21 protein-coding genes are annotated in these 19,637 nt (G+C 73.5%); 11 read left to right on the top strand and 10 right to left on the bottom strand.

Going from position 1 to position 19,637, the window contains the following annotated elements:
- The first annotated feature begins 1 nt into the window (after position 1).
- Entirely contained in the window at positions 2–1,432 is a 1,431-nt protein-coding gene (locus Cph01nite_RS12030) for a 4Fe-4S binding protein (protein ID WP_203674473.1), read from the top strand.
- A gap of 149 nt (positions 1,433–1,581) precedes the next feature.
- Here Cph01nite_RS12030 and Cph01nite_RS12025 read toward each other — a convergent pair whose 3' ends face one another.
- Together Cph01nite_RS12025 and Cph01nite_RS12020 are read right to left on the bottom strand one after the other, a co-directional pair.
- Positions 1,582–2,691 carry a sensor histidine kinase gene (locus Cph01nite_RS12025; RefSeq protein WP_373307576.1) on the bottom strand — a complete coding sequence of 370 codons (1,110 nt, stop codon included), beginning with the start codon at positions 2,689–2,691 and terminating at the stop codon, positions 1,582–1,584.
- 8 nt (positions 2,692–2,699) lie between these two features.
- Positions 2,700–3,419, bottom strand: coding sequence for a response regulator (locus Cph01nite_RS12020; RefSeq protein ID WP_239069225.1), 720 nt, complete (start codon positions 3,417–3,419; stop codon positions 2,700–2,702).
- A 139-nt stretch (positions 3,420–3,558) separates the two neighbouring features.
- On the opposite strand from Cph01nite_RS12020, the gene Cph01nite_RS12015 reads away from it, so the two are divergent.
- Positions 3,559–4,167 (top strand): DUF305 domain-containing protein, encoded by a 609-nt coding sequence (locus tag Cph01nite_RS12015; RefSeq protein WP_203674469.1) that lies wholly within the window; start codon positions 3,559–3,561, stop codon positions 4,165–4,167.
- A 241-nt stretch (positions 4,168–4,408) separates the two neighbouring features.
- A complete protein-coding gene (locus Cph01nite_RS12010) occupies positions 4,409–5,146 on the top strand; it encodes an SDR family oxidoreductase (protein ID WP_203674467.1) in 738 nt (245 codons plus the stop codon).
- A 24-nt stretch (positions 5,147–5,170) separates the two neighbouring features.
- On the opposite strand, the gene Cph01nite_RS12005 is transcribed toward Cph01nite_RS12010, so the two are convergent.
- The 3 genes from Cph01nite_RS12005 to Cph01nite_RS11995 form a co-directional block, all read right to left on the bottom strand.
- Positions 5,171–5,983, bottom strand: coding sequence for a helix-turn-helix domain-containing protein (locus Cph01nite_RS12005; protein WP_203674465.1), 813 nt, complete (start codon positions 5,981–5,983; stop codon positions 5,171–5,173).
- 176 nt (positions 5,984–6,159) lie between these two features.
- Entirely contained in the window at positions 6,160–7,002 is an 843-nt protein-coding gene (locus Cph01nite_RS12000; protein WP_239069224.1) for an SMP-30/gluconolactonase/LRE family protein, read from the bottom strand.
- A 76-nt stretch (positions 7,003–7,078) separates the two neighbouring features.
- Complete coding sequence (locus tag Cph01nite_RS11995; protein ID WP_203674463.1) at positions 7,079–7,411, bottom strand: YnfA family protein; 333 nt, start codon at positions 7,409–7,411, stop codon at positions 7,079–7,081.
- A 76-nt stretch (positions 7,412–7,487) separates the two neighbouring features.
- On the opposite strand from Cph01nite_RS11995, the gene Cph01nite_RS11990 reads away from it, so the two are divergent.
- The 3 genes from Cph01nite_RS11990 (at position 7,488) to Cph01nite_RS11980 (ending at position 9,491) form a co-directional block, all read left to right on the top strand.
- Positions 7,488–8,627 (top strand): endo-1,4-beta-xylanase, encoded by a 1,140-nt coding sequence (locus Cph01nite_RS11990; protein ID WP_203674461.1) that lies wholly within the window; start codon positions 7,488–7,490, stop codon positions 8,625–8,627.
- Between the two features lie 52 nt (positions 8,628–8,679).
- Entirely contained in the window at positions 8,680–9,108 is a 429-nt protein-coding gene (locus Cph01nite_RS11985; RefSeq protein WP_203674459.1) for a YfbO family protein, read from the top strand.
- Between the two features lie 83 nt (positions 9,109–9,191).
- Positions 9,192–9,491, top strand: coding sequence for a GNAT family N-acetyltransferase (locus Cph01nite_RS11980; protein WP_203674457.1), 300 nt, complete (start codon positions 9,192–9,194; stop codon positions 9,489–9,491).
- Positions 9,492–9,494: 3 nt separating this feature from the next.
- Here the strand turns inward: Cph01nite_RS11980 and Cph01nite_RS11975 are convergent, their stop codons facing one another.
- Both Cph01nite_RS11975 and Cph01nite_RS11970 read right to left on the bottom strand, forming a co-directional pair.
- On the bottom strand, positions 9,495–10,079 hold the full coding sequence (locus tag Cph01nite_RS11975; protein ID WP_203674455.1) for a DinB family protein: 585 nt from the start codon (positions 10,077–10,079) through the stop codon (positions 9,495–9,497).
- A gap of 37 nt (positions 10,080–10,116) precedes the next feature.
- Complete coding sequence (locus Cph01nite_RS11970) at positions 10,117–10,674, bottom strand: RBBP9/YdeN family alpha/beta hydrolase (RefSeq protein WP_203674453.1); 558 nt, start codon at positions 10,672–10,674, stop codon at positions 10,117–10,119.
- Between the two features lie 313 nt (positions 10,675–10,987).
- Between Cph01nite_RS11970 and Cph01nite_RS11965 the strand changes: the two genes are divergently transcribed.
- Positions 10,988–11,617 carry a class I SAM-dependent methyltransferase gene (locus Cph01nite_RS11965; protein ID WP_239069223.1) on the top strand — a complete coding sequence of 210 codons (630 nt, stop codon included), beginning with the start codon at positions 10,988–10,990 and terminating at the stop codon, positions 11,615–11,617.
- 31 nt (positions 11,618–11,648) lie between these two features.
- Here the strand turns inward: Cph01nite_RS11965 and Cph01nite_RS11960 are convergent, their stop codons facing one another.
- Positions 11,649–12,863, bottom strand: a complete 1,215-nt coding sequence (locus tag Cph01nite_RS11960; RefSeq protein WP_203674451.1) for an ROK family transcriptional regulator — start codon at positions 12,861–12,863, stop codon at positions 11,649–11,651.
- Positions 12,864–12,942: 79 nt separating this feature from the next.
- Between Cph01nite_RS11960 and Cph01nite_RS11955 the strand changes: the two genes are divergently transcribed.
- Genes Cph01nite_RS11955 through Cph01nite_RS11940 form a run of 4 tightly spaced genes read left to right on the top strand, consistent with a single transcriptional unit; the run spans position 12,943 to position 17,818 of the window.
- Positions 12,943–14,616 (top strand): glycoside hydrolase family 13 protein, encoded by a 1,674-nt coding sequence (locus Cph01nite_RS11955; protein WP_203674448.1) that lies wholly within the window; start codon positions 12,943–12,945, stop codon positions 14,614–14,616.
- Between the two features lie 55 nt (positions 14,617–14,671).
- The gene (locus tag Cph01nite_RS11950; RefSeq protein ID WP_239069222.1) at positions 14,672–15,952 is read left to right on the top strand and encodes an ABC transporter substrate-binding protein; all 1,281 of its coding nucleotides are present in this window, start codon (positions 14,672–14,674) and stop codon (positions 15,950–15,952) included.
- A gap of 37 nt (positions 15,953–15,989) precedes the next feature.
- The gene (locus tag Cph01nite_RS11945; RefSeq protein ID WP_203674446.1) at positions 15,990–16,922 is read left to right on the top strand and encodes a carbohydrate ABC transporter permease; all 933 of its coding nucleotides are present in this window, start codon (positions 15,990–15,992) and stop codon (positions 16,920–16,922) included.
- The gene (locus Cph01nite_RS11940; protein ID WP_203674444.1) at positions 16,919–17,818 is read left to right on the top strand and encodes a carbohydrate ABC transporter permease; all 900 of its coding nucleotides are present in this window, start codon (positions 16,919–16,921) and stop codon (positions 17,816–17,818) included. Before Cph01nite_RS11945 ends, Cph01nite_RS11940 begins: the two co-directional genes overlap by 4 nt.
- Before the next feature lie 67 nt (positions 17,819–17,885).
- On the opposite strand, the gene Cph01nite_RS11935 is transcribed toward Cph01nite_RS11940, so the two are convergent.
- Together Cph01nite_RS11935 and Cph01nite_RS11930 are read right to left on the bottom strand one after the other, a co-directional pair.
- Positions 17,886–19,037 carry a baeRF3 domain-containing protein gene (locus tag Cph01nite_RS11935; RefSeq protein WP_203674442.1) on the bottom strand — a complete coding sequence of 384 codons (1,152 nt, stop codon included), beginning with the start codon at positions 19,035–19,037 and terminating at the stop codon, positions 17,886–17,888.
- Positions 19,038–19,087: 50 nt separating this feature from the next.
- Positions 19,088–19,450, bottom strand: coding sequence for an HPF/RaiA family ribosome-associated protein (locus tag Cph01nite_RS11930; RefSeq protein ID WP_203674440.1), 363 nt, complete (start codon positions 19,448–19,450; stop codon positions 19,088–19,090).
- Positions 19,451–19,637: the final 187 nt, after the last annotated feature.

Below are 19,637 nucleotides of genomic sequence, written 5' to 3'. Positions count from 1 at the left end.
GATGACGACCCCGACGCTCACCCCACCGCCCGTTGCCGGTCCGCCCGACCCCGACGTCAGCCCCGGACCAGACCTGACGCCGCCGCCGGTGGGCCGCAACCTCATGACGATCGGCTGGGTCGCCCGCTCCCTGCGCTCCGGCTGGTACCCGAAGATCTTCCAGCTCCCGGTCGCGGCGGTGTTCGGACTGGTGGCGTACCAGCTGCTCGCCGGCCCGGACCGCGCCCACGACAACGCCGGCACCGCGCTGATGTGGGTCCTGTGGTGGCCGGTCATCCCCATCGTGTTCGTGCTGCTGGGGCGGTTCTGGTGCGCGGTGTGCCCGTTCGGGGCGCTGTCCGACGCGGTGCAGAAGCTCGTCGGCGTCAACCGTCCGGTGCCGCGGTTCCTCAAGAGCTACGGCATCTGGATCATCGACGCGTCCTTCCTGCTCATCACGTGGGCCGACCACGTCTGGGGCGTCGTCGAGTCCCCGTGGGGCTCCGGCGTCCTGCTGCTGCTGCTCACGACCGCGGTCATCGCCTCCGGGGCGCTGTTCCAGCGGCGCACGTTCTGCCGGTACCTGTGCTTCCTCGGCGGGCTGGCCGGCAACTACGCCCGGGTGGGGATAGTCGAGCTGCGCGCCGACAGCGCCGTCTGCTCGACCTGCACGTCTAAGGCCGTCTGCTACAACGGCAACGACAAGGTCGCCGGGTGCCCGCTGTTCACGTTCCCCCGCACCATGGAGGACAGCGCCAACTGCAACCTGTGCGCCAACTGCATCAAGTCGTGCCCCAACGACGCGATCCAGATCCGCGTGCGCAAGCCCACCTCCGAGCTGTGGTTCATCACCAAGCCGAAGATCGAGCAGTCGATGCTCGCCACGGCGATCATGGGCATCGTCCTCATCCAGAACGTCACCATGCTCGAGGTGTGGACCGACGTCCTCGCGTGGATCGAGGCGACCACCGGCCTCACCAGCTACCCGGTGATCTTCACGGTCGCGTTCGTCGTCGCCGTGTCCGTCCCCGTCGCCCTGCTGGCCGTGGCGTCCCGCGTCGCCGCCGTCCGCAACCTCGAGGACACCAGGCTCAACTTCACACGCTTCGGGTACGCGCTCATCCCGCTCGACGTCGCCGGGCACCTCGCGCACAACCTGTTCCACCTGCTCGCCGAGGGCGGGTCGGTGTACTCCACGGTGGCCAACGTCTTCGGTGCGAGCGTCAGCGGTGACCCGGCGCTCGTCGGCACCGGGACCATCCAGGTCCTGCAGTTCGCGCTGCTCGCCCTCGGCATCGCCGGCTCCGTCTACACCGCCCGGCGCATCGCCCACCGCCGGTACCGCACCGCCGAGCGCCGCCGCGCGACCCTCGCCCCGTACGTCGCGATCATCGCGCTGCTCGGGGCGGTCAACGTGTGGATGTTCCTGCTGCCCATGGCGCACCGCATGTGACGCAGGACGACAGGGCACCGGGACGCACGACGGACGGACAGGAGGGGAACGTGGACGCGTGGGTCGGTGCCGGTGCGGTCTCGCTCCTGGTGACGGCCGGGGCCGTGGGACTCGCGCTGTGGGCGGTCACCCGGCTGTTCCCCGACCGGTCACGCTCGGGGCAGGGTCACCGTGAAGGTGCTCCCGCCCCCCGGGCCGGGGCTGGTGACGCCGAGCGTCCCGTCGTGCGCGTGGACGAGCGCCTGGCAGATCGCCAGGCCGATCCCTGAGCCGCCGCGGGCGCGGTCGCGGGCGGTGTCGGCGCGGTAGAAGCGCTCGAACAGGTGCGGCAGGTGCTCGGGGGCGATGCCCTCACCGGTGTCGTGGACGCTGAGGGCGACGTGCCCGTCCGTCGCGAGCGACGCGCGCAGCGTCACCGTCCCCTCGGGCGGGGTGTGCCGCAGCGCGTTGGCCACGAGGTTGTCCAGCACCTGCGCGAGCCGCAGCCGGTCGACGTCGACGTCGGGCAGGCCGTCGGCGACGTCGGCGGCGAGGCGCACGCCGCGGTCGGCGGCACGCTCCCGTGCAGCCGCCAGCGCGGCCGTCACGAGGTCGCCCGGGGCGACGGGCCGGCGGTCGAGGGCGAGGTCGCCGCTCTCCGCGCGGGTGACCGCCGCGAGGTCGTCGGACAGCCGGGTCAGCCGGGTCGCCTGGTCGCGCAGCAGCGTCACGGTCGCGGCGTCGAGGTCCTGCACGCCGTCCTCGACGGCCTCGAGGTAGGCGGTGATGGTCGCGACGGGCGTGCGGACCTCGTGCGCGACGTCCCCGAGGAGCCGCGCGCGCAGCCGCTCACCGTCCTGCAGGCGGGCGGCCATCTGGTTGAACGCCTCCGCGAGGTCGTCGAACTCCCGGCCCATCGTCGGCGACGGGACGCGTGAGTCGTACCGTCCCGTGCCCAGGCGGGCCGCCGCGGCCGACAACGAGGCGAGCGAGTGCCCGATACGCCGGGTCAGCACCAGCGACACGGCCAACGACGCGAGCCCGGCCGCCGCGAGCGCGAACCCCAGCGCCATCGTGCCGGCCGAGCGGAACGCCTCCTCGGCGTGCAGGACGGCCTCGTCGTGGTCGTCGAGCCCGGCCCGGACCATGTGCTCGTGGAACACCGCCGGGCCCACCTGGGTGGCGACCGCCCAGGCGGTGATCGCGCCCGCGACCATCACCAGCCCGATGCCGGCCAGGAGCCGCCCGGCCAGGCCCCACCGCGCCGGGCCGGTGGGCACCGGGGGCGTCACCGCCCCGGCCCCATGCGGTAGCCGACGCCGCGCACCGTGCGGACGAACCGCTGCTGCTCGGCGCTGTCCCCGAGCTTCTGACGCACGTGCAGCACGTGGACGTCGACGAGGTGCTCGTCGCCGACCCACCCCGGCCCCCACACCGCCTCGATGAGCGCGGCCCGGCTGAAGACCATGCCCGGCCGGGACGCCAGGGCCGCGAGCACGTCGAACTCCGTGCGGGTCAGGGCCACGGCCTCGCCGTCGACGTGCACCTCGCGCGCCGCGGGGTCGATCGTCAGCGACCCGACCGTCACGGCGGGAACCGTCCCGGGTGCGGCGGCGGCCGGGTCGCGCCGGGGCCGGCGCAGCAGCACACCGATGCGTGCCATGAGCTCGCGCGGGCTGAACGGCTTGGTCATGTAGTCGTCCGCGCCGACCGACAGGCCGATGAGCGTGTCGACCTCCTCCGCCCGCGCCGTCAGCATGAGGACGTAGCAGTCGGAGAACGTCCGCAGCCGACGGCACACCTCGACGCCGTCGAGGCCGGGCAGCCCCAGGTCCAGGACGACGACGTCCGGGTCGACCTCCCGCAGCAGGTTCAGCGCCTGCGCACCGTCGTGGCAGACGTGCACCTCGAACCCGTCCCGGTCGAGGTAGCCGGCCACCAGCCGGGCCAGGGCCTCCTCGTCGTCCACCACGACCGCACGTCGACCCACCGGCCCGGAGATGCTCACGCCCCCAGTGTGTGGCGCCGCGGCGCCGAGGTCGGGCACGCGGTCGGCACCTTCATCAGATCTTGATCGAACGACGACGGCGCGTTGAGCCACGGCGGGCACGCTGGGTCGTGCCACCCCCCGATCCCCTGGAGCCCTCATGCACCGCACGCCTCGACGCCTGGCCGCCGCTGCGGCCGCCCTCGCCCTGGGCGCCGCCCTGACCGCGTGCGCCGGGCAGAGCGGGACGTCCGCGCCCTCGGCGCCGGTGACCACCGAGGCCGCGTCGGACGTCGCGGGCCACAACGACGCCGACACCGTGTTCGCGCAGATGATGATCGTGCACCACGAGGGCGCGATCGAGATGGCCGCGCTGGCGGTCGAGCGGGCGAGCGACCCCGAGGTCGTCGCGCTGGCCGAGCGCATCGAGGCGGCCCAGGCCCCGGAGATCGCGCTGATGTCGGGCTGGCTCGAGGCGCGGGGCGAGGACGTGTCCCCGCGGGGCCACGAGGGCATGGACCACGACGGCATGCAGATGGAGGGCATGGAGCACGGCGAGGCCATGGGCGTGCTCGACGACCTCGACGGCGACGCGTTCGACCAGCGGTTCCTCGAGCTGATGATCGCCCACCACGAGGGCGCCGTCGTGATGTCCGAGGCACAGCTCGAGGACGGCGAGAACCCGGACGCCCTGGAGCTGGCCCGCACGATCATCGACGACCAGACGACGGAGATCGCCGAGATGCAAGGGATGCTGACGGGCTCGTGAGCACCGCCGACGGGCGTCGGGCTCTCAGCGCCCCCACCGCGTCGTGAGGTCGTCCCGGAGCCCGGTCGCGGTGCGTCGCGTCCGACGGGCGCGGAGGCGGGCGGGGGCGGCGGGACGTCGGTGCGGGCGTGCGCCGACAGCTCGTCGGGACACCCGTCGGTCGTCGGGTGTGGGTGGGAGTGCCGCACCCAGGAGGGACGCGGCCTGCCGCACCGCCGGGCGGGCGACCACGCTGGACGGCATGGACACACGCACCCCTCACAAGACCGTCCTCGTCACCGGCGCCAGCAGCGGGATCGGCGCCGCCACCGCCGAGCGGCTCGCCGCCGCCGGGCACCACGTCGTCGCCGGCGCGCGCCGTCGCGATCGGCTGGACGCGCTGGTCGAGCGCATCACCGCCGACGGCGGCTCCGCCCAGGCCGTCGACCTCGACGTGACCGACGCCCGCGCCCACCAGGAGGTGGTCGACGCGGTCGTGGCGGAGCACGGCCGGCTCGACGTCCTCGTCGCCAACGCCGGGGTCATGCCGCTGTCCCGCCTGGACGCGGGGCTGCTCGACGAGTGGCGGCAGATGGTCGACGTCAACGTGCTCGGCCTGCTGCACGGGATCGCTGCCGTGCTGCCGCACTTCACCCGACGCGGCGCGGGGCACCTCGTGACCATCGCGTCGGTCGGCGCGCACGAGGTGGTGCCCACGAGCGCCGTCTACTCGGGGACCAAGTTCGCGGCCTGGGCGATCACCGAGGGCCTGCGGGTCGAGTCGCCCGCCGGCATCCGCGTCACGACCATCTGCCCCGGTGTCACGACCAGCGAGCTCGCGGACTCCATCAGCGACCCGGTCGCCCGCGAGGCGATGGTCGCCTACCGCGCGCACGCCCTGCCCGCCGCGAGCGTCGCCGCCGCCGTCGGCTACGCGGTCGACCAGCCGGACGACGTGGACGTCAACGAGATCGTCGTGCGTCCGGCTGCTCAGCGGTGAGCGCGGCGCCGGCCGTGCCGCGGCTCAGCGCGGGGTGACGGCCAGCGTCCCCAGCAGGCGCAGCGCGTCCGCGTCGGCCGCTCCCACCGGGGCGTAGGTGATGAGCTGCAGGCCGACGGCCCCGCGCACGTCGAACGCCTGGTACGCCAGGGTGATCTCCCCGACGTCGCCGTGGTGGAACCGCTTGGCCTCCTGGGTCTTGCCCCGCACGTCCTGCTGGTCCCACAGCCGGCGGAACGTCGCGCTCGCCCCGTGCAGCTCGGTGACGAGCGTGCGGACGTCGGCGCCGGTCGTGCGCGCACCCAGGGCGAGCCGCAGGTTCGCGACGCACGCGTGCGCGGTCCGCTCCCAGTCGACGAAGAACCGGCGCCCGGCCGGGTCCAGGAACGTCATCCGCACGAGGTTGTCGACGTGCTCGAAGTCCGAGAACAGCGCCCGCGCCATCGTGTTGGCCGCCCGGACGTCCAGCCGCGGATCGACGACCAGGGCCGGGGTCGTCGGCCAGGCCTCGAGGAGCTCGGTGAGCGACGGGTCCACCTCCGCGGGCTCGTCGTGCGCCGTCGACGGGGCAAGGCCCGCGACGCGGAACAGGTGGGCGGCCGCGTCGTGGTCGAGGTCGAGCGCCCGCGCCAGGGCGTTGAGGACCGCGGGCGACGGGCTCCTCTCGCGTCCCTGCTCGAGCCGGGTGAGGTAGTCGACGCTCACCCCGGCGAGCATCGCGACCTCCTCGCGCCGCAGGCCGGGGACGCGACGGGTCCCCAGCGCGGGCAGCCCCACGTCGGCGGGCCGCAGGCGTGCTCGCCTCGCGCGCAGGAAGTCGCCCAGCTCGGTGCTCACCCCGCGACCGTACGACGGACCGGGGCGCCGTGCCGGGGTCCGGTGCTCCCCCTCAGGGGCCGGCACGTGGACCCCACCCCTACGAGACCGGGCTCAGGTCGCCCATCGCGGGTGGTGGACGATCCAGGACCGGTCTCGCGCACCGGGCGTCCCAGGGAACGGGACGGGTGGGCCGCTCAGCCCCCGTACGGGAGCACCGGACGACCCGGGACGTCGACCCGCACGCGGAACAGCGCGCCGGCCTCCGGCTCCGGGTCGTCGAGGTTCTCGCGCGACGTCGCGATGTACAGGTCCCGCAGGTCCGGGCCGCCCAGCGTGCACGCCGTCGTCAGACGCACCGGCACCTCGACCTCGGCGAGCACCTCCCCCGCCGGGGACACGCAGCGCACGCGGCCGTCACCGTTGAGCGCGACCCACACGTTGCCCGCGGAGTCGACCGTGAGCCCGTCGGGGCTCTCGTCCGCCCCCGAGAAGAACGGCCGCCGGTTCGTCAGACGCCGCTCGACGACGTCGAACACGTCCGTGCGCCCCGTGGTCGTGTCGTCGTAGTAGGCGCGGGTGCCGTCGGGCGAGAAGTCGAGGCCGTTGGAGATCGTCACGTCGTCGAGGACGACCTCCACGTCACCGCCCGGCGTGATCCGGTAGAGCGTCGCGCCGCCGGGGCGCGCGTCGTACGCCATCGACCCCGCGTACAGCACGCCCCACGGGTCGCACCCGCCCTCGTTCATCCGCACACCGGTGTCGGACCACAGCTCCGGCTGGGGCGTCGGCGTGCCGTCCGGCGACTCCGCCAGGCCGATGCCGCGCTCGAGGCCCACGACGTACCCACCGCGGCTGCGCGGGCGCACGAACGCCGCGACGTCACCGACGTGCAGCCGGTCCACGGCGCCGTCGTCGCGCAGGGTCAGCAGGTCCCCCGCGAGCATGTCGACCCAGCGCAGCCCACCCCACGTGGGTGACCAGCACGGGCCCTCGCCGTGGTAGGCGACGGCGTCGGTGACCTGCTCGGCTCGCAGCACGGGGACTCCTCCTCGAAGGTTCGGTGCTCCGAGCCTCGCGCGGACGCGGGCGCCGCGCACCTCGAGGTCCGGGCCGTCAGGTGCGCGGCGCGTACATGATGACGGCGACGCCGAGCAGGCAGATCGCCGCCCCGACGACGTCCCAGCGGTCGGGCTGGAACTTGTCGACGACCACGCCCCAGGCCAGCGACCCGGCCACGAACACCCCGCCGTACGCGGCGAGGATGCGCCCGAAGTTCGCGTCGGGCTGCAGCGTCGCGACGAACCCGTACGCGCCCAGGGCCAGGACGCCCGCGCCGATCCACAGCACGCCGCGGTGCTCGCGCACGCCCTGCCAGACCAACCAGGCGCCCCCGATCTCCGCGACGGCCGCGACGGCGAACAGGAGCAGGGAGCGCAGCAGCGTCATGGGACCAGTGTCGCGGAGCGGTGGGCGCCGCGGCCCGCAACGGCCCGCGCCTCGGGACCCCGTACGATCCGGCCCCATGAGAGCACCGAGGCTCGTCCGGTCCGGGGCCGTGCTGGGTGTCGGCGCGGCGCTCGCGATCGGTGGCTGCACCAGCGCCGCCGACCCGTCGCCCACCCCGACGCCCACCGCCGCCGCCACTGCGGCGGCCCCGCCCGACCTCGCGCTGCGCGACCTGCCCCGTGCCGGGCTCGCGGTCGGCGTGGCCGTGGCCGGCGGTGGGCACCACGCCGCGGCCGGGTACCCCGACCCGTTCGGCACCGACGAGCCGTACCGCGACGTCATCGCCGAGCAGTTCTCGTCCGTCACGCACGAGAACCAGCTCAAGTGGGAGTTCCTGCGGCCCACGCGTGAGGAGTTCCGGTTCGAGGGTGCGGACGCCGTGATCGACTTCGCGGAGCAGCACGGGCAGCAGGTGCGCGGGCACACGCTGCTGTGGCACTCGCAGAACCCGGGCTGGCTGACGTCCGGCACGTTCACCGACGAGGAGCTGCGCGCGCTCCTGCAGGAGCACGTCACCACGGTCGTCGGCCGGTACGCCGGGCGGATCGCGCACTGGGACGTCGCCAACGAGATCTTCGACGACGACGGCGTGCTGCGCACCGAGGAGAACCCGTTCCTCGCCCGCTTCGGCACGTCGATCGTCGCGGACGCGCTGCGCTGGGCGCACGAGGCGGACCCGCAGGCCGTGCTGTACCTCAACGACTACAACGTCGAGCCCGTGGGGCCCAAGTCCGACGCGTACCTCGCGCTGTCCCAGGAGCTGCTCGCGGCCGGTGCGCCGCTCGGCGGGTTCGGCGTCCAGGGTCACCTGTCGACGCAGTACCCGTTCCCGGACGACCTCGAGGCGAACCTGCGCCGGTTCACCGACCTGGGCCTGGAGGTCGCGATCACCGAGCTCGACGTCCGCGTCCCGGTCGACGCCGCGGGCCGCGCCGAGGCCGGCGACGTCGAGACGCAGGTCGACTACTACGGGCGCGCGGTCGCGGCGTGCGTCGCCGTGGAGCGCTGCACCTCCCTGACGCTGTGGGGCGTGACGGACCGGTACTCGTGGGTCCCGGGGTTCTTCCCGGGTGAGGGGTCCGCGATGGTGCTGGACGACGACCTGAACGCCAAGCCGGCGTTCACCGCCGTCGCCGACGCCCTGCGGGGTGCGTGACGAGCGGTGACGCCGACGGACCCGAGCGCGACGCCCTGCGAGAATGCCACGCATGATCACCCGCGACGAGGTCCTCGCCCGCTCCACCGCAGGCGGGGACCGCTTCCCCCTGCTGAGCCTCGACGAGTTCTTCGCCGGCAACGACGAGGAGGCCTCGATCGCCCCCAACCAGGAGGGCCTGGGGCGTCCGCCGCTCGCGGACATCGCCGCCCGCCTGCAGGTGCTGGAGACGGACGAGGACGTCGCGTGGGTCCGTGTGCAGCTCCACGAGGAGATGTTCGAGGACGACTCCGAGGACGTCGTGGCCGAGTCCGTCGCCATCTGCACGACGCTGCCGGACGCGGTCCTGGACAGGCGGCTCGACGTCGAGGAGCTGCAGGCCGAACCGGTGTGGGAAGGGCTGTCGTACGACGAGGACCTGTACTGCGACGTGCCGGCCGTGCCCGAGGGGTACCGCGTCGTCACGCTCGGCTGGGACTGACCGCGCCGGGTGGCGGGTCGCAGGGCCGTCGGTACGCTCGCGGGGACGCCTCCGGCACGCGGGGGCGTCCGGGAGGGGTGAGCATGCCGCAGGGGACACAGGGCTCCGAGCCGCTCGTCGAGCACGACGAGGCGGGGCGACGGTACGTGCTGCGGATCGGCGACGACGAGGTCGGCGAGCTCGGCTACTCCGTCGGCGGCGACCGGGTCGTCCTCGAGCACACCGCGGTGGACGAGTCCCGGCAGGAGAAGGGCCTGGGCTCGCAGCTCGTCGCGTACGCGCTCGACGACGTGCGCGACGCCGGGCGTCGCGTGGTCCCGCAGTGCCCGTTCGTCCGCGCGTACGTCGAGCGGCACCCGGAGTACGCCGACCTCGTCGACTGACCGTCAGCGGCCCGCGACGTCGCGCGCGGCCTGCTCGATCCGGTCCCGGAACGCCGCCCACTGCTGGGCGTCGCGGTCCGGCACGTTGGCGTCACCGGCGACCATGCCGGTGCGCCCGTCGAGCTGCTCGCGCAGGATGTCGGCGTGCCCGGCGTGGCGGGCGACCTCCGCGACCACGTGGACGAGGACCTGGTGCAGGGTCACGCGGCCGTGCTCGCCCCACCACGGGACGTCGCCGACGGCGTCGAGGGGCAGCGCCTCGACCGTCGCGTCGGCGTGCTCGGCCGAGTGCTGCCACAGGTCGAGGACCGACGCGCGGCTCTCGTCCGCCGGGACCCACAGGTCGGCGTCGGGCTCGGCGGCGTCGTCGTACCAGGGCATGGCCCACGGGCTGGGGCGCCCGAAGACCTCGCCGAGGTAGCCGACCTGCACGCTCGCGACGTGCTTGACCAGGCCGAGCAGGTTGGTGCCGGTGCCGGTCAACGGGCGGCGGACGTCGTACTCGTCGAGGCCCTCGAGCTTGTCGAGCAGCCCCTCGCGCTGGCGGCGCAGGTACCGGTGCAGCGTGGCCTTCGGGTCGGCGTCCATGACGACCACCGTGCCACCGGCCACCGACACCCGGCGCTCACGGGATCAGCCGGTCCAGCAGCTCGAACGTCTCGAACGGCTGGTCGACGTCCCCGAAGTGCCCCTCGTCCCGCACGACGAGGGTGCCGCCGAGCCGGTCGAACATCGCCCGCCCCTGCGTGACGTCGCACCCGTACGGGTCGGTGACGGAGTTGACGACCACCACGTCGCCGGCGTGCGCACGGATCCGGTCCCAGTCGTACGTCTGCTGCAGCACGGGCTCGGCCGCGTCGTTCGGCGGTGTGCAGTAGCCGGCGACGAGGACGGACCCGGCCACCGGCCCGTCGAGGTGCTCCAGCAGCGCCAGCAGCAGGGCCGCGCCCGCCGAGTGCCCGACGAGGACCGTGCCGGCGTCGAACGTGTGCGCGGCCAGCACCCGCGGCAGCATCGTCGCGACGGGCTCGTCGTTGATCGTCGGGTACGCGGGCCGCTCGACGGTGTACCCGCGGGACGTGAGCCGCCGGTCGAGCCACGGCAGCCACGCCACGTCCGGCGTCCCGCCCGTGCCGTGGAAGAGGATCGCCCGCCGCACGTCCGCCCCGCCGCTCGTCGTCATGCCCCCATCATGCTCGCAGCACCACGACCCACCCCCCACCTCCCGACTCCCCACTCCCGACTCCCGACTCCCCACCAGGCCCACCCCCGTGGGCGCGAGAGAGCAATCCAGTTCACCCGACGTCGCCTGCACGGTCGCCACCGCGGCTGGATCGCACTCTCACGCCCCAAGGGGGTGGGGGTGGGAGGTTGGGGGCGGTGTGTGCGGCGGCTGGATTGCTCTCTCACGCCCAAGGGGGGTGGGGGTGGCGGGGTGGGGGTGGGGGTGGGAGCCCGCCCTTGACACGGGGGCGGCGTCGCCCGAGGTTGTGGTGGTGCCCCGTCGCCGGCCCGTGTTCGCCCGGGTCTACCACCGCATGGCCCCGTCGATGGACGAGCAGGGCGCCGCCGAGCACCGTCGTCGGCTGCTGGCGGGGCTGACCGGTGACGTCGTCGAGGTCGGCGCGGGCGCGGGCGCGAACTTCGGCCACTACCCCGACGGCGTGGGCACCGTGCTCGCGCTGGAGCCCGAGCCGTACCTGCGCGCGCGAGCGGCCGAGCGCGCCGCGGGCGTGCGGGCGGACGTCCGGGTGGTCGACGCGACGGCCGAGCGGATCCCCGTCGCCGACGCGTCCGTGGACGTCGTGGTCGCGAGCCTCGTGCTGTGCTCGGTCGCCGACCAGGCGGTCGCCCTGCGCGAGATGTCGCGGGTGCTGCGCGCCGGGGGCCGGCTGCGGTTCTACGAGCACGTGGCCGCGACGGCCGGGAGGCTGCGCACCGTCCAGCGCCTCGCCGACGCCACGGTGTGGCCGTTCTTCCTCGGCGGCTGCCACACGGGACGCGACACGCTCGGCGCGATCCGCGCGGCGGGGTTCGTCGTCGACGACGCGGACCGGTTCGACTTCCCCGCCGGCGTCGCCTCCCCGGCCGCGCCGCACGTCCTGGGGAGTGCGACGCGGCCGTGAGCGGCGCACCCACCCGCCGCGGGTCGCGCGGTCAGTGCGGTGCGGCGGGCGTGATCTGCAGCGCGTGCTCGCGGACGTGGTCCAGGGCGCGCTTGACGGCGCCCACCGTGACGACGTCGGCACCCAGGGCGGACGCGAGCACCTCGACGCCCGGCGGGTCGACGTACCGGTCCAGGTCGCGCCGCACCAGCGCCAGCAGCGGCTCGCAGGACGCGGCGACGGCGCCGGCGACGATCACGCGCTCCGGGTCGTAGATGCTCGCGAACGTCGCGACGACCCGGGTCAGGAGCCCGGCGACGTGCTCGACGACGCTGACGGCGAGCGGGTCCTCGTCCCGGGCCGCCGCGAGGACGTCCGCGGCGTCGACCGTCGCGGGGTCCAGCTCCTGGAGCGACGAGCCGGTCCGCCCGTCCAGGCGCCCGAGCTGGGCCAGCGCGTCCTGCCGCACCAGCGCCGCGATGCCGTCGGCGGAGCCGACCCCCTCGACGAGGTCGAGGTAGCGCATCTCCCCCACACCCCCGTGGGCGCCCCGCAGCAGCCGACCGTCGTCGACGACGCCGGCGCCGAACCGCTCGCCCGCGAGCAGGGTGACGTGGCACAGCGAGCCGCGGCCGTGCCCGCGCCAGTGCTCGGCGACGGCGGCGAGGTTCGCGTCGTTGTCGATCACGGCCGTCCACCCGTGCCGGTCGCGCAGGTGGTCGCCGATGCCGGGGTTCATCAGCTCCCAGAACGCGTTGTCCTGGAACGACGTGCGGCCGTCACGGTCGACGGGCGCCGGCACGCCGACCGCCACCGCCAGCACGCTGCCGGGGGCGGCGCCCGCGTCCGCGACCGCGGCGAGGGCGGCCTGCTCGATGAGGGCGAGCCGCCGGGCGGACGTGCCGTCGTGCGGCGCGACAGGCAGCGTGGAACGCGCGAGCGTGACCCCGCGCAGGTCCGTCACCGTCGCGCTGATGCGGTGCTGACCTGCGTCGACGCCCACGACGACACCCACGCCGGCGGCGAAGGCGTAGCGGCGGGCCGGCCGCCCCTTGCGGGGGTCGCCCCCCGTGCGCAGGCTCGCCAGCTCCCTGACCCACCCGCGTTCGATGAGTTCGTCGCAGACGTCGTGCACCGTCGCCCGCGACAGGCCGGTGGCCTCGATGAGGGCGGAGCCCGTGACCTCGTCGGCGTCCCAGAGGTGGTCGAGGACCAGGCGCGCGCTGGCGTCGCGCAGGCGTCGCGACGACACCGGGTTCCGCTCCACCGCTTGACCTCCTCCGCCGATCGGGTCACTCTAGTGCCAGGTCTTAAATTTAGGACCTTCATCAAATCAGGGGGACCGGATGTCGATGCTGTCGGGGCTCGAGCGCGCGAGCGACGCGCCACTGCCCCAGGACGCGACGTGGTGGCGGCAGGCGGTCGTCTACCAGATCTACCCGCGCAGCTTCGCCGACTCGAACGGCGACGGCATCGGCGACCTGCGCGGCATCACGGCCAAGGTCCCCTACCTGCGCGACCTGGGCGTCGACGCCGTCTGGCTGAGCCCGTTCTACCCGTCCGCCCTGGCCGACGGCGGTTACGACGTGGACGACCACCGCGACGTCGACCCCCGGATCGGCACCCTCGCGGACTTCGACGAGATGCGCGCCGCGCTGCGCGCCGCCGGCATCCGGCTCGTCGTCGACATCGTCCCCAACCACACGTCGAACCGGCACGCCTGGTTCCGCGAGGCGCTCGCCTCGCCGCCCGGGTCGCGCGCCCGCGAGCGCTACGTGTTCCGCCAGGGCCGCGGCGCGCACGGCGAGCTGCCGCCGAGCGACTGGACCGCCAGCTTCGGCGGCTCCGCCTGGGAGCCGGTCGGCGACGGCCAGTGGTACCTGCACCTGTTCGCCCCCGAGCAGCCCGACGTCAACTGGGCCGACGACGAGGTCCGCGCCGACTTCCTGGAGACGCTGCGGTTCTGGGCGGACCGGGGGGTCGACGGCTTCCGCATCGACGTCGCGCACGCGCTGACCAAGGACCTCACCGAGCCGCTCCCGAGCCAGGCCGAGCTCGACGCCGACACCTGGGGCGGCGCGCACCCGCTGCTGGACCGCGACGAGGTGCACGACGTCTACCGCGAGTGGCGGCGGCTGTTCGACCAGTACGACCCACCGCGCACGGCCGTCGCCGAGGCGTGGGTGCCCGCGCACCGGCGGTCGCGCTACGCGTCCCCCGAGGGGCTGGGCCAGGCCTTCAACTTCGACCTGCTCGAGGCGCCGTGGGACGCGACGGCGTTCGCCGCGATCATCGAGCAGAACCTCGCGCTGGCCCGCGAGTCCGGGGCGTCGTCCACCTGGGTGCTGTCGAACCACGACGTCGTGCGGCACGCCACCCGCTACGCGCTGCCCGCCGGCACGGACCTGCTCGCGTGGCTCGTCGGCGACGGCCGCGAGCCCGCCCCCGACGCGGAGCGCGGGCGCCGCCGCGCGCGTGCGGCAACCCTGCTCACGCTCGCCCTGCCCGGCTCCGCCTACCTCTACCAGGGCGAGGAGCTGGGCCTGCCGGAGGTGGCCGACCTGCCCGCCGACGTGCTGCAGGACCCGACGTACCTGCGGTCCGGCGGCGCGCAGAAGGGCCGCGACGGGTGCCGCGTGCCGCTGCCGTGGACGTCGCACGGCCCGACGCTCGGGTTCGGCGAGCAGCAGGCGCACCTGCCCGTGCCGCCGCACTTCGCCCGCTTCGCGGCGCAGGACCAGGCGGCCGACGAGCACTCCACGCTGGCCCTGTACCGCCGGGCGCTCGCCGAGCGGCGGGATCGGCAGTCCGGCGAGATGCTGACCTGGATGACGAACACCCCGCCGGACGTGGTCGCGTTCACGCGGCCCGGCGGGTGGACGTCCGTGACGAACTTCGGGAGCACGCCCGTGCCGCTGCCGGCCGGACGGGTCGTCCTGGCGAGCTCGCCGCTCGACGGCGCCGGCCTGCCCGCCGAGACGACGGTGTGGCTCCAGCAGGACGACGCGCTCGACGGCTGACGAGGGCGGACGGCAGGCCTGCCGTCCGGTGACTTCGACCAACGGAGGCGAAGGCATGGCGTCACAGACCGCTCTGATGTCGGCGGAGCTCAGCCGCCGAGGTTTCCTGCGCGGGGTCGCGGCGGCCGGTGCGGGCCTCGCGCTCGCGTCGTGCTCCCGGCCGTCGTCGGGGGTGACCGAGATCGTCTTCTACCAGTCGAAGCCCGAGGTGATCGGGTACTTCGATGACCTCATCGAGCAGTTCCACCAGACCCAGTCGCGTGTGCGCGTCCGGCACGACGCCACCTCGAACCTTGCCGGGACCTTCGTGCGGGAGTCCCCGCCGGACATCGGGTGCCTCAACTACAACTTCGAGGTGTCGCGGTACGTCGAGCGGGGCGCCCTGAGCGACCTGGGCGACATGCCCGAGGCGGGCCGCGTCCTGGACGACCTGCAGCCCCTGATCGACGTGACGGCGACCTACCCGGACCGCACCAGCGTCATCCCGTACTCGCTCATGGCCGCTGCCGTGCTCTACAACCGCGAGATCTTCGCCCAGCACGGCCTGGTGCCACCGACCACCCACGCCGAGTTCCTCGCGCTGTGCGACGCGCTCACCGCGGCGGGCGTCACGCCGTTCTACAGCACGTTCAAGGACCCGTGGACGATCGCGCAGGGGCACTTCGACTACGCGGTCGGCGGCATGCTCGACACCACCGACTTCTTCCGTCGGCTCAAGGAGCAGGGCGCCGACGCGGGACCGGACGCGCCGGTGACGTTCGAGAAGCAGTTCCTCGAGCCCGTCCGGCGGATGCAGGAGCTCGTCGGGTACACCAACGCCGACGCCGCGAGCCGGGGCTACGGCGACGGGAACCTCGCGTTCGCGAACGGCCAGGCCGCCATGTACCTGCAGGGCCCGTGGGCCCTCGGGGAGATCGCGAAGACCAACCCGGACCTCGACGTCGGGGCGTTCCCCCTGCCGATGACCGACGACCCGGCGGACCGCAAGGTCCGGGTCAACATCGACCTGGCCCTGTGGATCCCGGAACGGTCCACCAAGCAGGAGGCGGCGCGGGAGTTCCTGGCGTTCCTCATGCAGCCCGACGTCATCGACGCCTACAACGCGCACGCCCTGGGCTTCGGCGTCACGCAGGACGCAGCACCGGTGACCGACCCGACGCTCGTCGAGCTCCAGGAGTACTACGACCGCGCGGACTTCTACCTCGGCGCCTCCCAGCTGGTCCCCCAGTCCATCCCGCTGCAGAACTACACGCAGTCCCTCGCGTCCGGCGCCGACCCGCAGCGCGTCCTGCGGACCCTCGACGCCGACTGGCAGCGGCTGGCCTTCCGCTCCTGACGCACGGCTCGTCCCACCGAAGAACCGGAGACAGCTCATGGTCACAGCCACAGCCACCCGGCCCGGGGGCGGCGACGTCGCGGCACCGCCGCCGACGACGCCGGACCACCGCCCCGCGGTCCCGCGGACCTTCTACCTGTTCCTGATCCCCACGCTCGTCCTGTTCACGCTGTCCATCACGCTCCCGGCAATCATGGGCATCACGCTGAGCTTCACCGACTCGGTGGGCTTCGGGGAGTTCTCGTTCACCGGGCTGACGAACTACGTCGCCCTGTTCGCCGACCCGGCCGTCCGCAGCTCCTACCTGTTCACCATCGGGTTCGCCCTGGTCACGGTGGTGCTCGTCAACGTCATCGCGTTCCTGCTCGCCGTCGGCCTGACCGCCCGGATCCGGGCCAAGGTCGCGCTGCGCGCGGTGTTCGTGCTGCCCATGGTGATCTCGGGCATCGTCATCGCCTACGTCTTCAACTTCCTGTTCTCCAACTCGGTGCCGCAGCTGGGACAGGCCCTGGGCGTCGCGGCCCTCGAGCAGAGTCTGCTGGCCGACCCGGACCTGGCCTGGGTGACCATCGTCATCGTCACCGCGTGGCAGGCGATCCCCAGCGCCCTGCTCATCTACATCGCGGGCATCCTGTCGATCCCCGGCGAGGTCTACGAGGCCGCGGCGATGGACGGGGCGTCCGCCCGCCGGCGCCTGCTCTCCATCACCTTGCCGCTGGTCTCGGGGTACGTGGTCATCAACCTGGTCATCGGCTTCAAGAACTTCCTCAACGCCTACGACATCATCGTCGGCCTCACCAACGGCGGTCCCGGCACGGCGACCCGCAGCGTCGCCATGACGATCTTCTCCGGGTTCACCGGTGGGGACTACGCGTACCAGATGGCCAACGCGACGATCTTCTTCCTCATCGCTGTGGTCCTCGCCGTCGTCCAGCTGCGCCTCACCCGTGGACGGAGCGCCCTGTCATGACCGCCCAGACGCTGATGACGACGACCCCGGGCCAGGTGCCCGTCACCCGCCGACGCCGCTTCCGCCGCCGGGGCGGCGAGGACCGCACGAGCTGGGGCGCCACCGTGGCCCTGGCACTGTGCACGGTCGCAGTCTTCACGCCCCTCTACGCGACGCTGACGATGGCCTTCAAGACCACCGCGCAGTCGGTCGACGGCAGGGTGTTCTCCGTGCCGACGCCGATCAGCATCGACGGGTTCGTCGAGGCGTGGCGGCTGACGAACTTCCCCCGCGGCTTCGGGATCTCCGTGTTCGTCACCACGGTGACCGTCGTCGGGACGGTCGTGCTCGCGTCGATGGCCGCGTACGCGATCGCCCGCAACTGGGACCGGCGGTTCTTCCGGTGGTCGTTCTTCTACCTGCTGGCCGCGATGTTCCTGCCGTTCCCGGTGCTGGCGCTCTCCCAGGTCAAGCTCACGGGGATCGTCGGGCTCGCCAACCCCCTCGGGGTCGCGCTGCTGCACGTGATGTTCCAGCTGTCGTTCAGCGTGCTGCTGTTCACGGCGTTCATCCGCGGGCTCCCCGAGGAGCTGGAGGAGAGCGCCCGGCTCGACGGCGCCACGACGTGGACCGTGTTCCGGCACATCGTCTTCCCGATGATGGCGCCCATGAGCGCGACCGTCGCGATCTTCGCGTTCCTGGCCTCGTGGAACGACTTCATGATGCCGTCGCTCATCACCGCCGACTCCACCCTGCAGACCCTGCCGGTGCTGCAGAGCGTCTTCCAGACGCAGTTCAGCAGCAACTACAACGTCGCGTTCGCGTCCTACCTCATGGCCATGGCGCCGGCGATCATCGTGTACCTGTTCACCCAGCGCTGGGTGATGGCGGGTGTGACCCAGGGCGCGATCAAGTAGCGCACCGGCCGGCCGCCTCCTGCCCGGGGTGCTGCCGTCCGGCCCCGGGGCCGGACGGCAGCACGCCTCAGTACCGCAGCAGCGCCGCCACGGGTGCGTCGGCCTCGTCCTCGTCGAGGACGTGCACCCGGCCCCCGTTGCGCAGCGTCTCCGTCGCCGCGAGGTCCAGCAGGTCCCGCCGCTGCGAGGTGTCGACCCCGCTGGTGCGCACCCCGTCGCTCGCCGCGTCATAGCTGCCCCACACCGGCTCGCCCGGCGTCAGCAGCAGCGTGTCGACCCGGCCCTGGGCGGCCGCACGCACGACGTCCTCGACGTCGGTCACCGCGCGGGCGTCGCCGCTGCCCTGCAGCTCGCGCAGCCGCTCGACCGCGGCGGCACGCCCGGCGTCGAGGTACGGACGAGCGGCCTCGTAGGCGGCCTCGTGCAGCTGCCGACGGTCCAGGCCCTGCGGGTTGACCTCGACGTGGCCGACCAGGAGGTCACCGAGCCCGCTGAACTTGCGGAAGTGCCCGCCCACCTCGGCGTCGGCGACGACCACGACGGGCACGGGCCGCGTCGCCGAGCGGGCGTCCATGGCGGTGGCGACCTTGTCCGCGTAGCGCACGACCCGGTTCTTGCTCCACTCGGCGGGGCTGTCGCCGTAGACCTGGGCGTTGCTGATGTCGACGGACCCGGTCCGCGGACGTGCGACGGGGCTGGCCTGGACGGGGTTCTGGTAGTCGGACTCCCCCTCCTCGGTGTCGATGTGCCCGGGCAGGTCGCTCGCGTCGTCCTCCTCGAGCGCGAACCGCGACGCCCCGTAGAGGTGGCACTCCTCGGAGGTGAGGGTCAGGACGTCGAACGCGCCGTCGGCGCTGAGCGCCGGCAGCAGCGGACGCACGCGGTAGCCCGCACCGACCGTGACCTCCTCGGCCACGGGCACGGGCAGCTTGTGCACGACGACGCCGTCGCCGTCGAGGAAGAGGGCCAGCCCCTCCCCCTGCTCCTGCCAGAAGGGACGCTCGCCCACCAGCTCGGAGGCGGGTGCGAGGAACTGCTCGGCCTCGCCCGCGTCCAGGCCGGCGGCCTGCAGGTCCTCGCGGGCCTGCGTGACGAGGTTCTTCAGACGGATCGGGTCCTGCCGCGTCTCGGCGCCGCGGACGTGCGTGGGCAGGAAGAGCGAGACCCCCAGGTCCGGGGCGTCGGTCATCAGGTCGGTCAGGTCGGTCGTGGTGATCACGGCGGCTCCTCGTGTCGGATCGGTCGGTCGGTCGGCCAACGGATCGACGGTCAGGTCAGCTCCTCGTCGACCTCGAGGTGGCGGATCGACTCGGCGCCGCGGCGGGAGTCGATCCGACCGAACGTGCTCTCCAGCAGGCGAAAGACCTTGGCGCCGGCACCGGCGACGGCCTCCTCGACGGACATGGCGTGCTCGGTCACGGCGACGGGCGCACGGCCGGCCGGACGCGCCTCCATCGTGCAGCGGATGTCGGCCCCCGACTCCCGCCCCGCGGCCTCGTCGCCCAGGTGCACCTCGACCCGGGTCAGGTGGTCGCGGAACCGCTCCAGCGTCGCCGCGACGTCGTCCTCGAGCCGCTCGGCGAGTGCTGCGTCGACGTCGGTGTTCTTGTCGGAGTTGATGATGATCTGCATGGCCCTCCCAGGAGCTCGGGTCGTGCGGCTGCTCCCGGGGCGCGCCTCGCGGGAGAGTCTTTGTCAGTTCTTGATCTCCACACTAGATGGGCTCCCGCAGACCGCAATCGGTCACCGCGTCGGGCCCGTGCCGCGCGCTGCTCCGGGCACACCTCGATCCCGGGTGAGGACGCGACCCCAGGCGTAC

Source organism: Cellulomonas phragmiteti, from assembly GCF_016862775.1.
Taxonomy (GTDB): Bacteria; Actinomycetota; Actinomycetes; order Actinomycetales; family Cellulomonadaceae; genus Cellulomonas; species Cellulomonas phragmiteti.
The sequence above is the reverse complement of the archived record's forward strand: the minus strand, read 5'-3'. Positions and strand labels throughout refer to the sequence as shown.

Coding starts and splice junctions, on each gene's coding strand:
- Cph01nite_RS11975 (WP_203674455.1), bottom strand. CDS start 10,079: ATGGACGCCGACCCGAAGGCCACGCTGCACCGGTACCTGCGCCGCCAG.
- Cph01nite_RS12010 (WP_203674467.1), top strand. CDS start 4,409: ATGGACACACGCACCCCTCACAAGACCGTCCTCGTCACCGGCGCCAGC.
- Cph01nite_RS11955 (WP_203674448.1), top strand. CDS start 12,943: ATGTCGATGCTGTCGGGGCTCGAGCGCGCGAGCGACGCGCCACTGCCC.
- Cph01nite_RS12030 (WP_203674473.1), top strand. CDS start 2: ATGACGACCCCGACGCTCACCCCACCGCCCGTTGCCGGTCCGCCCGAC.
- Cph01nite_RS11930 (WP_203674440.1), bottom strand. CDS start 19,450: ATGCAGATCATCATCAACTCCGACAAGAACACCGACGTCGACGCAGCA.
- Cph01nite_RS12015 (WP_203674469.1), top strand. CDS start 3,559: ATGCACCGCACGCCTCGACGCCTGGCCGCCGCTGCGGCCGCCCTCGCC.
- Cph01nite_RS11980 (WP_203674457.1), top strand. CDS start 9,192: ATGCCGCAGGGGACACAGGGCTCCGAGCCGCTCGTCGAGCACGACGAG.
- Cph01nite_RS11940 (WP_203674444.1), top strand. CDS start 16,919: ATGACCGCCCAGACGCTGATGACGACGACCCCGGGCCAGGTGCCCGTC.
- Cph01nite_RS11985 (WP_203674459.1), top strand. CDS start 8,680: ATGATCACCCGCGACGAGGTCCTCGCCCGCTCCACCGCAGGCGGGGAC.
- Cph01nite_RS11990 (WP_203674461.1), top strand. CDS start 7,488: ATGAGAGCACCGAGGCTCGTCCGGTCCGGGGCCGTGCTGGGTGTCGGC.
- Cph01nite_RS11970 (WP_203674453.1), bottom strand. CDS start 10,674: ATGACGACGAGCGGCGGGGCGGACGTGCGGCGGGCGATCCTCTTCCAC.
- Cph01nite_RS11995 (WP_203674463.1), bottom strand. CDS start 7,411: ATGACGCTGCTGCGCTCCCTGCTCCTGTTCGCCGTCGCGGCCGTCGCG.
- Cph01nite_RS11945 (WP_203674446.1), top strand. CDS start 15,990: ATGGTCACAGCCACAGCCACCCGGCCCGGGGGCGGCGACGTCGCGGCA.
- Cph01nite_RS11950 (WP_239069222.1), top strand. CDS start 14,672: ATGGCGTCACAGACCGCTCTGATGTCGGCGGAGCTCAGCCGCCGAGGT.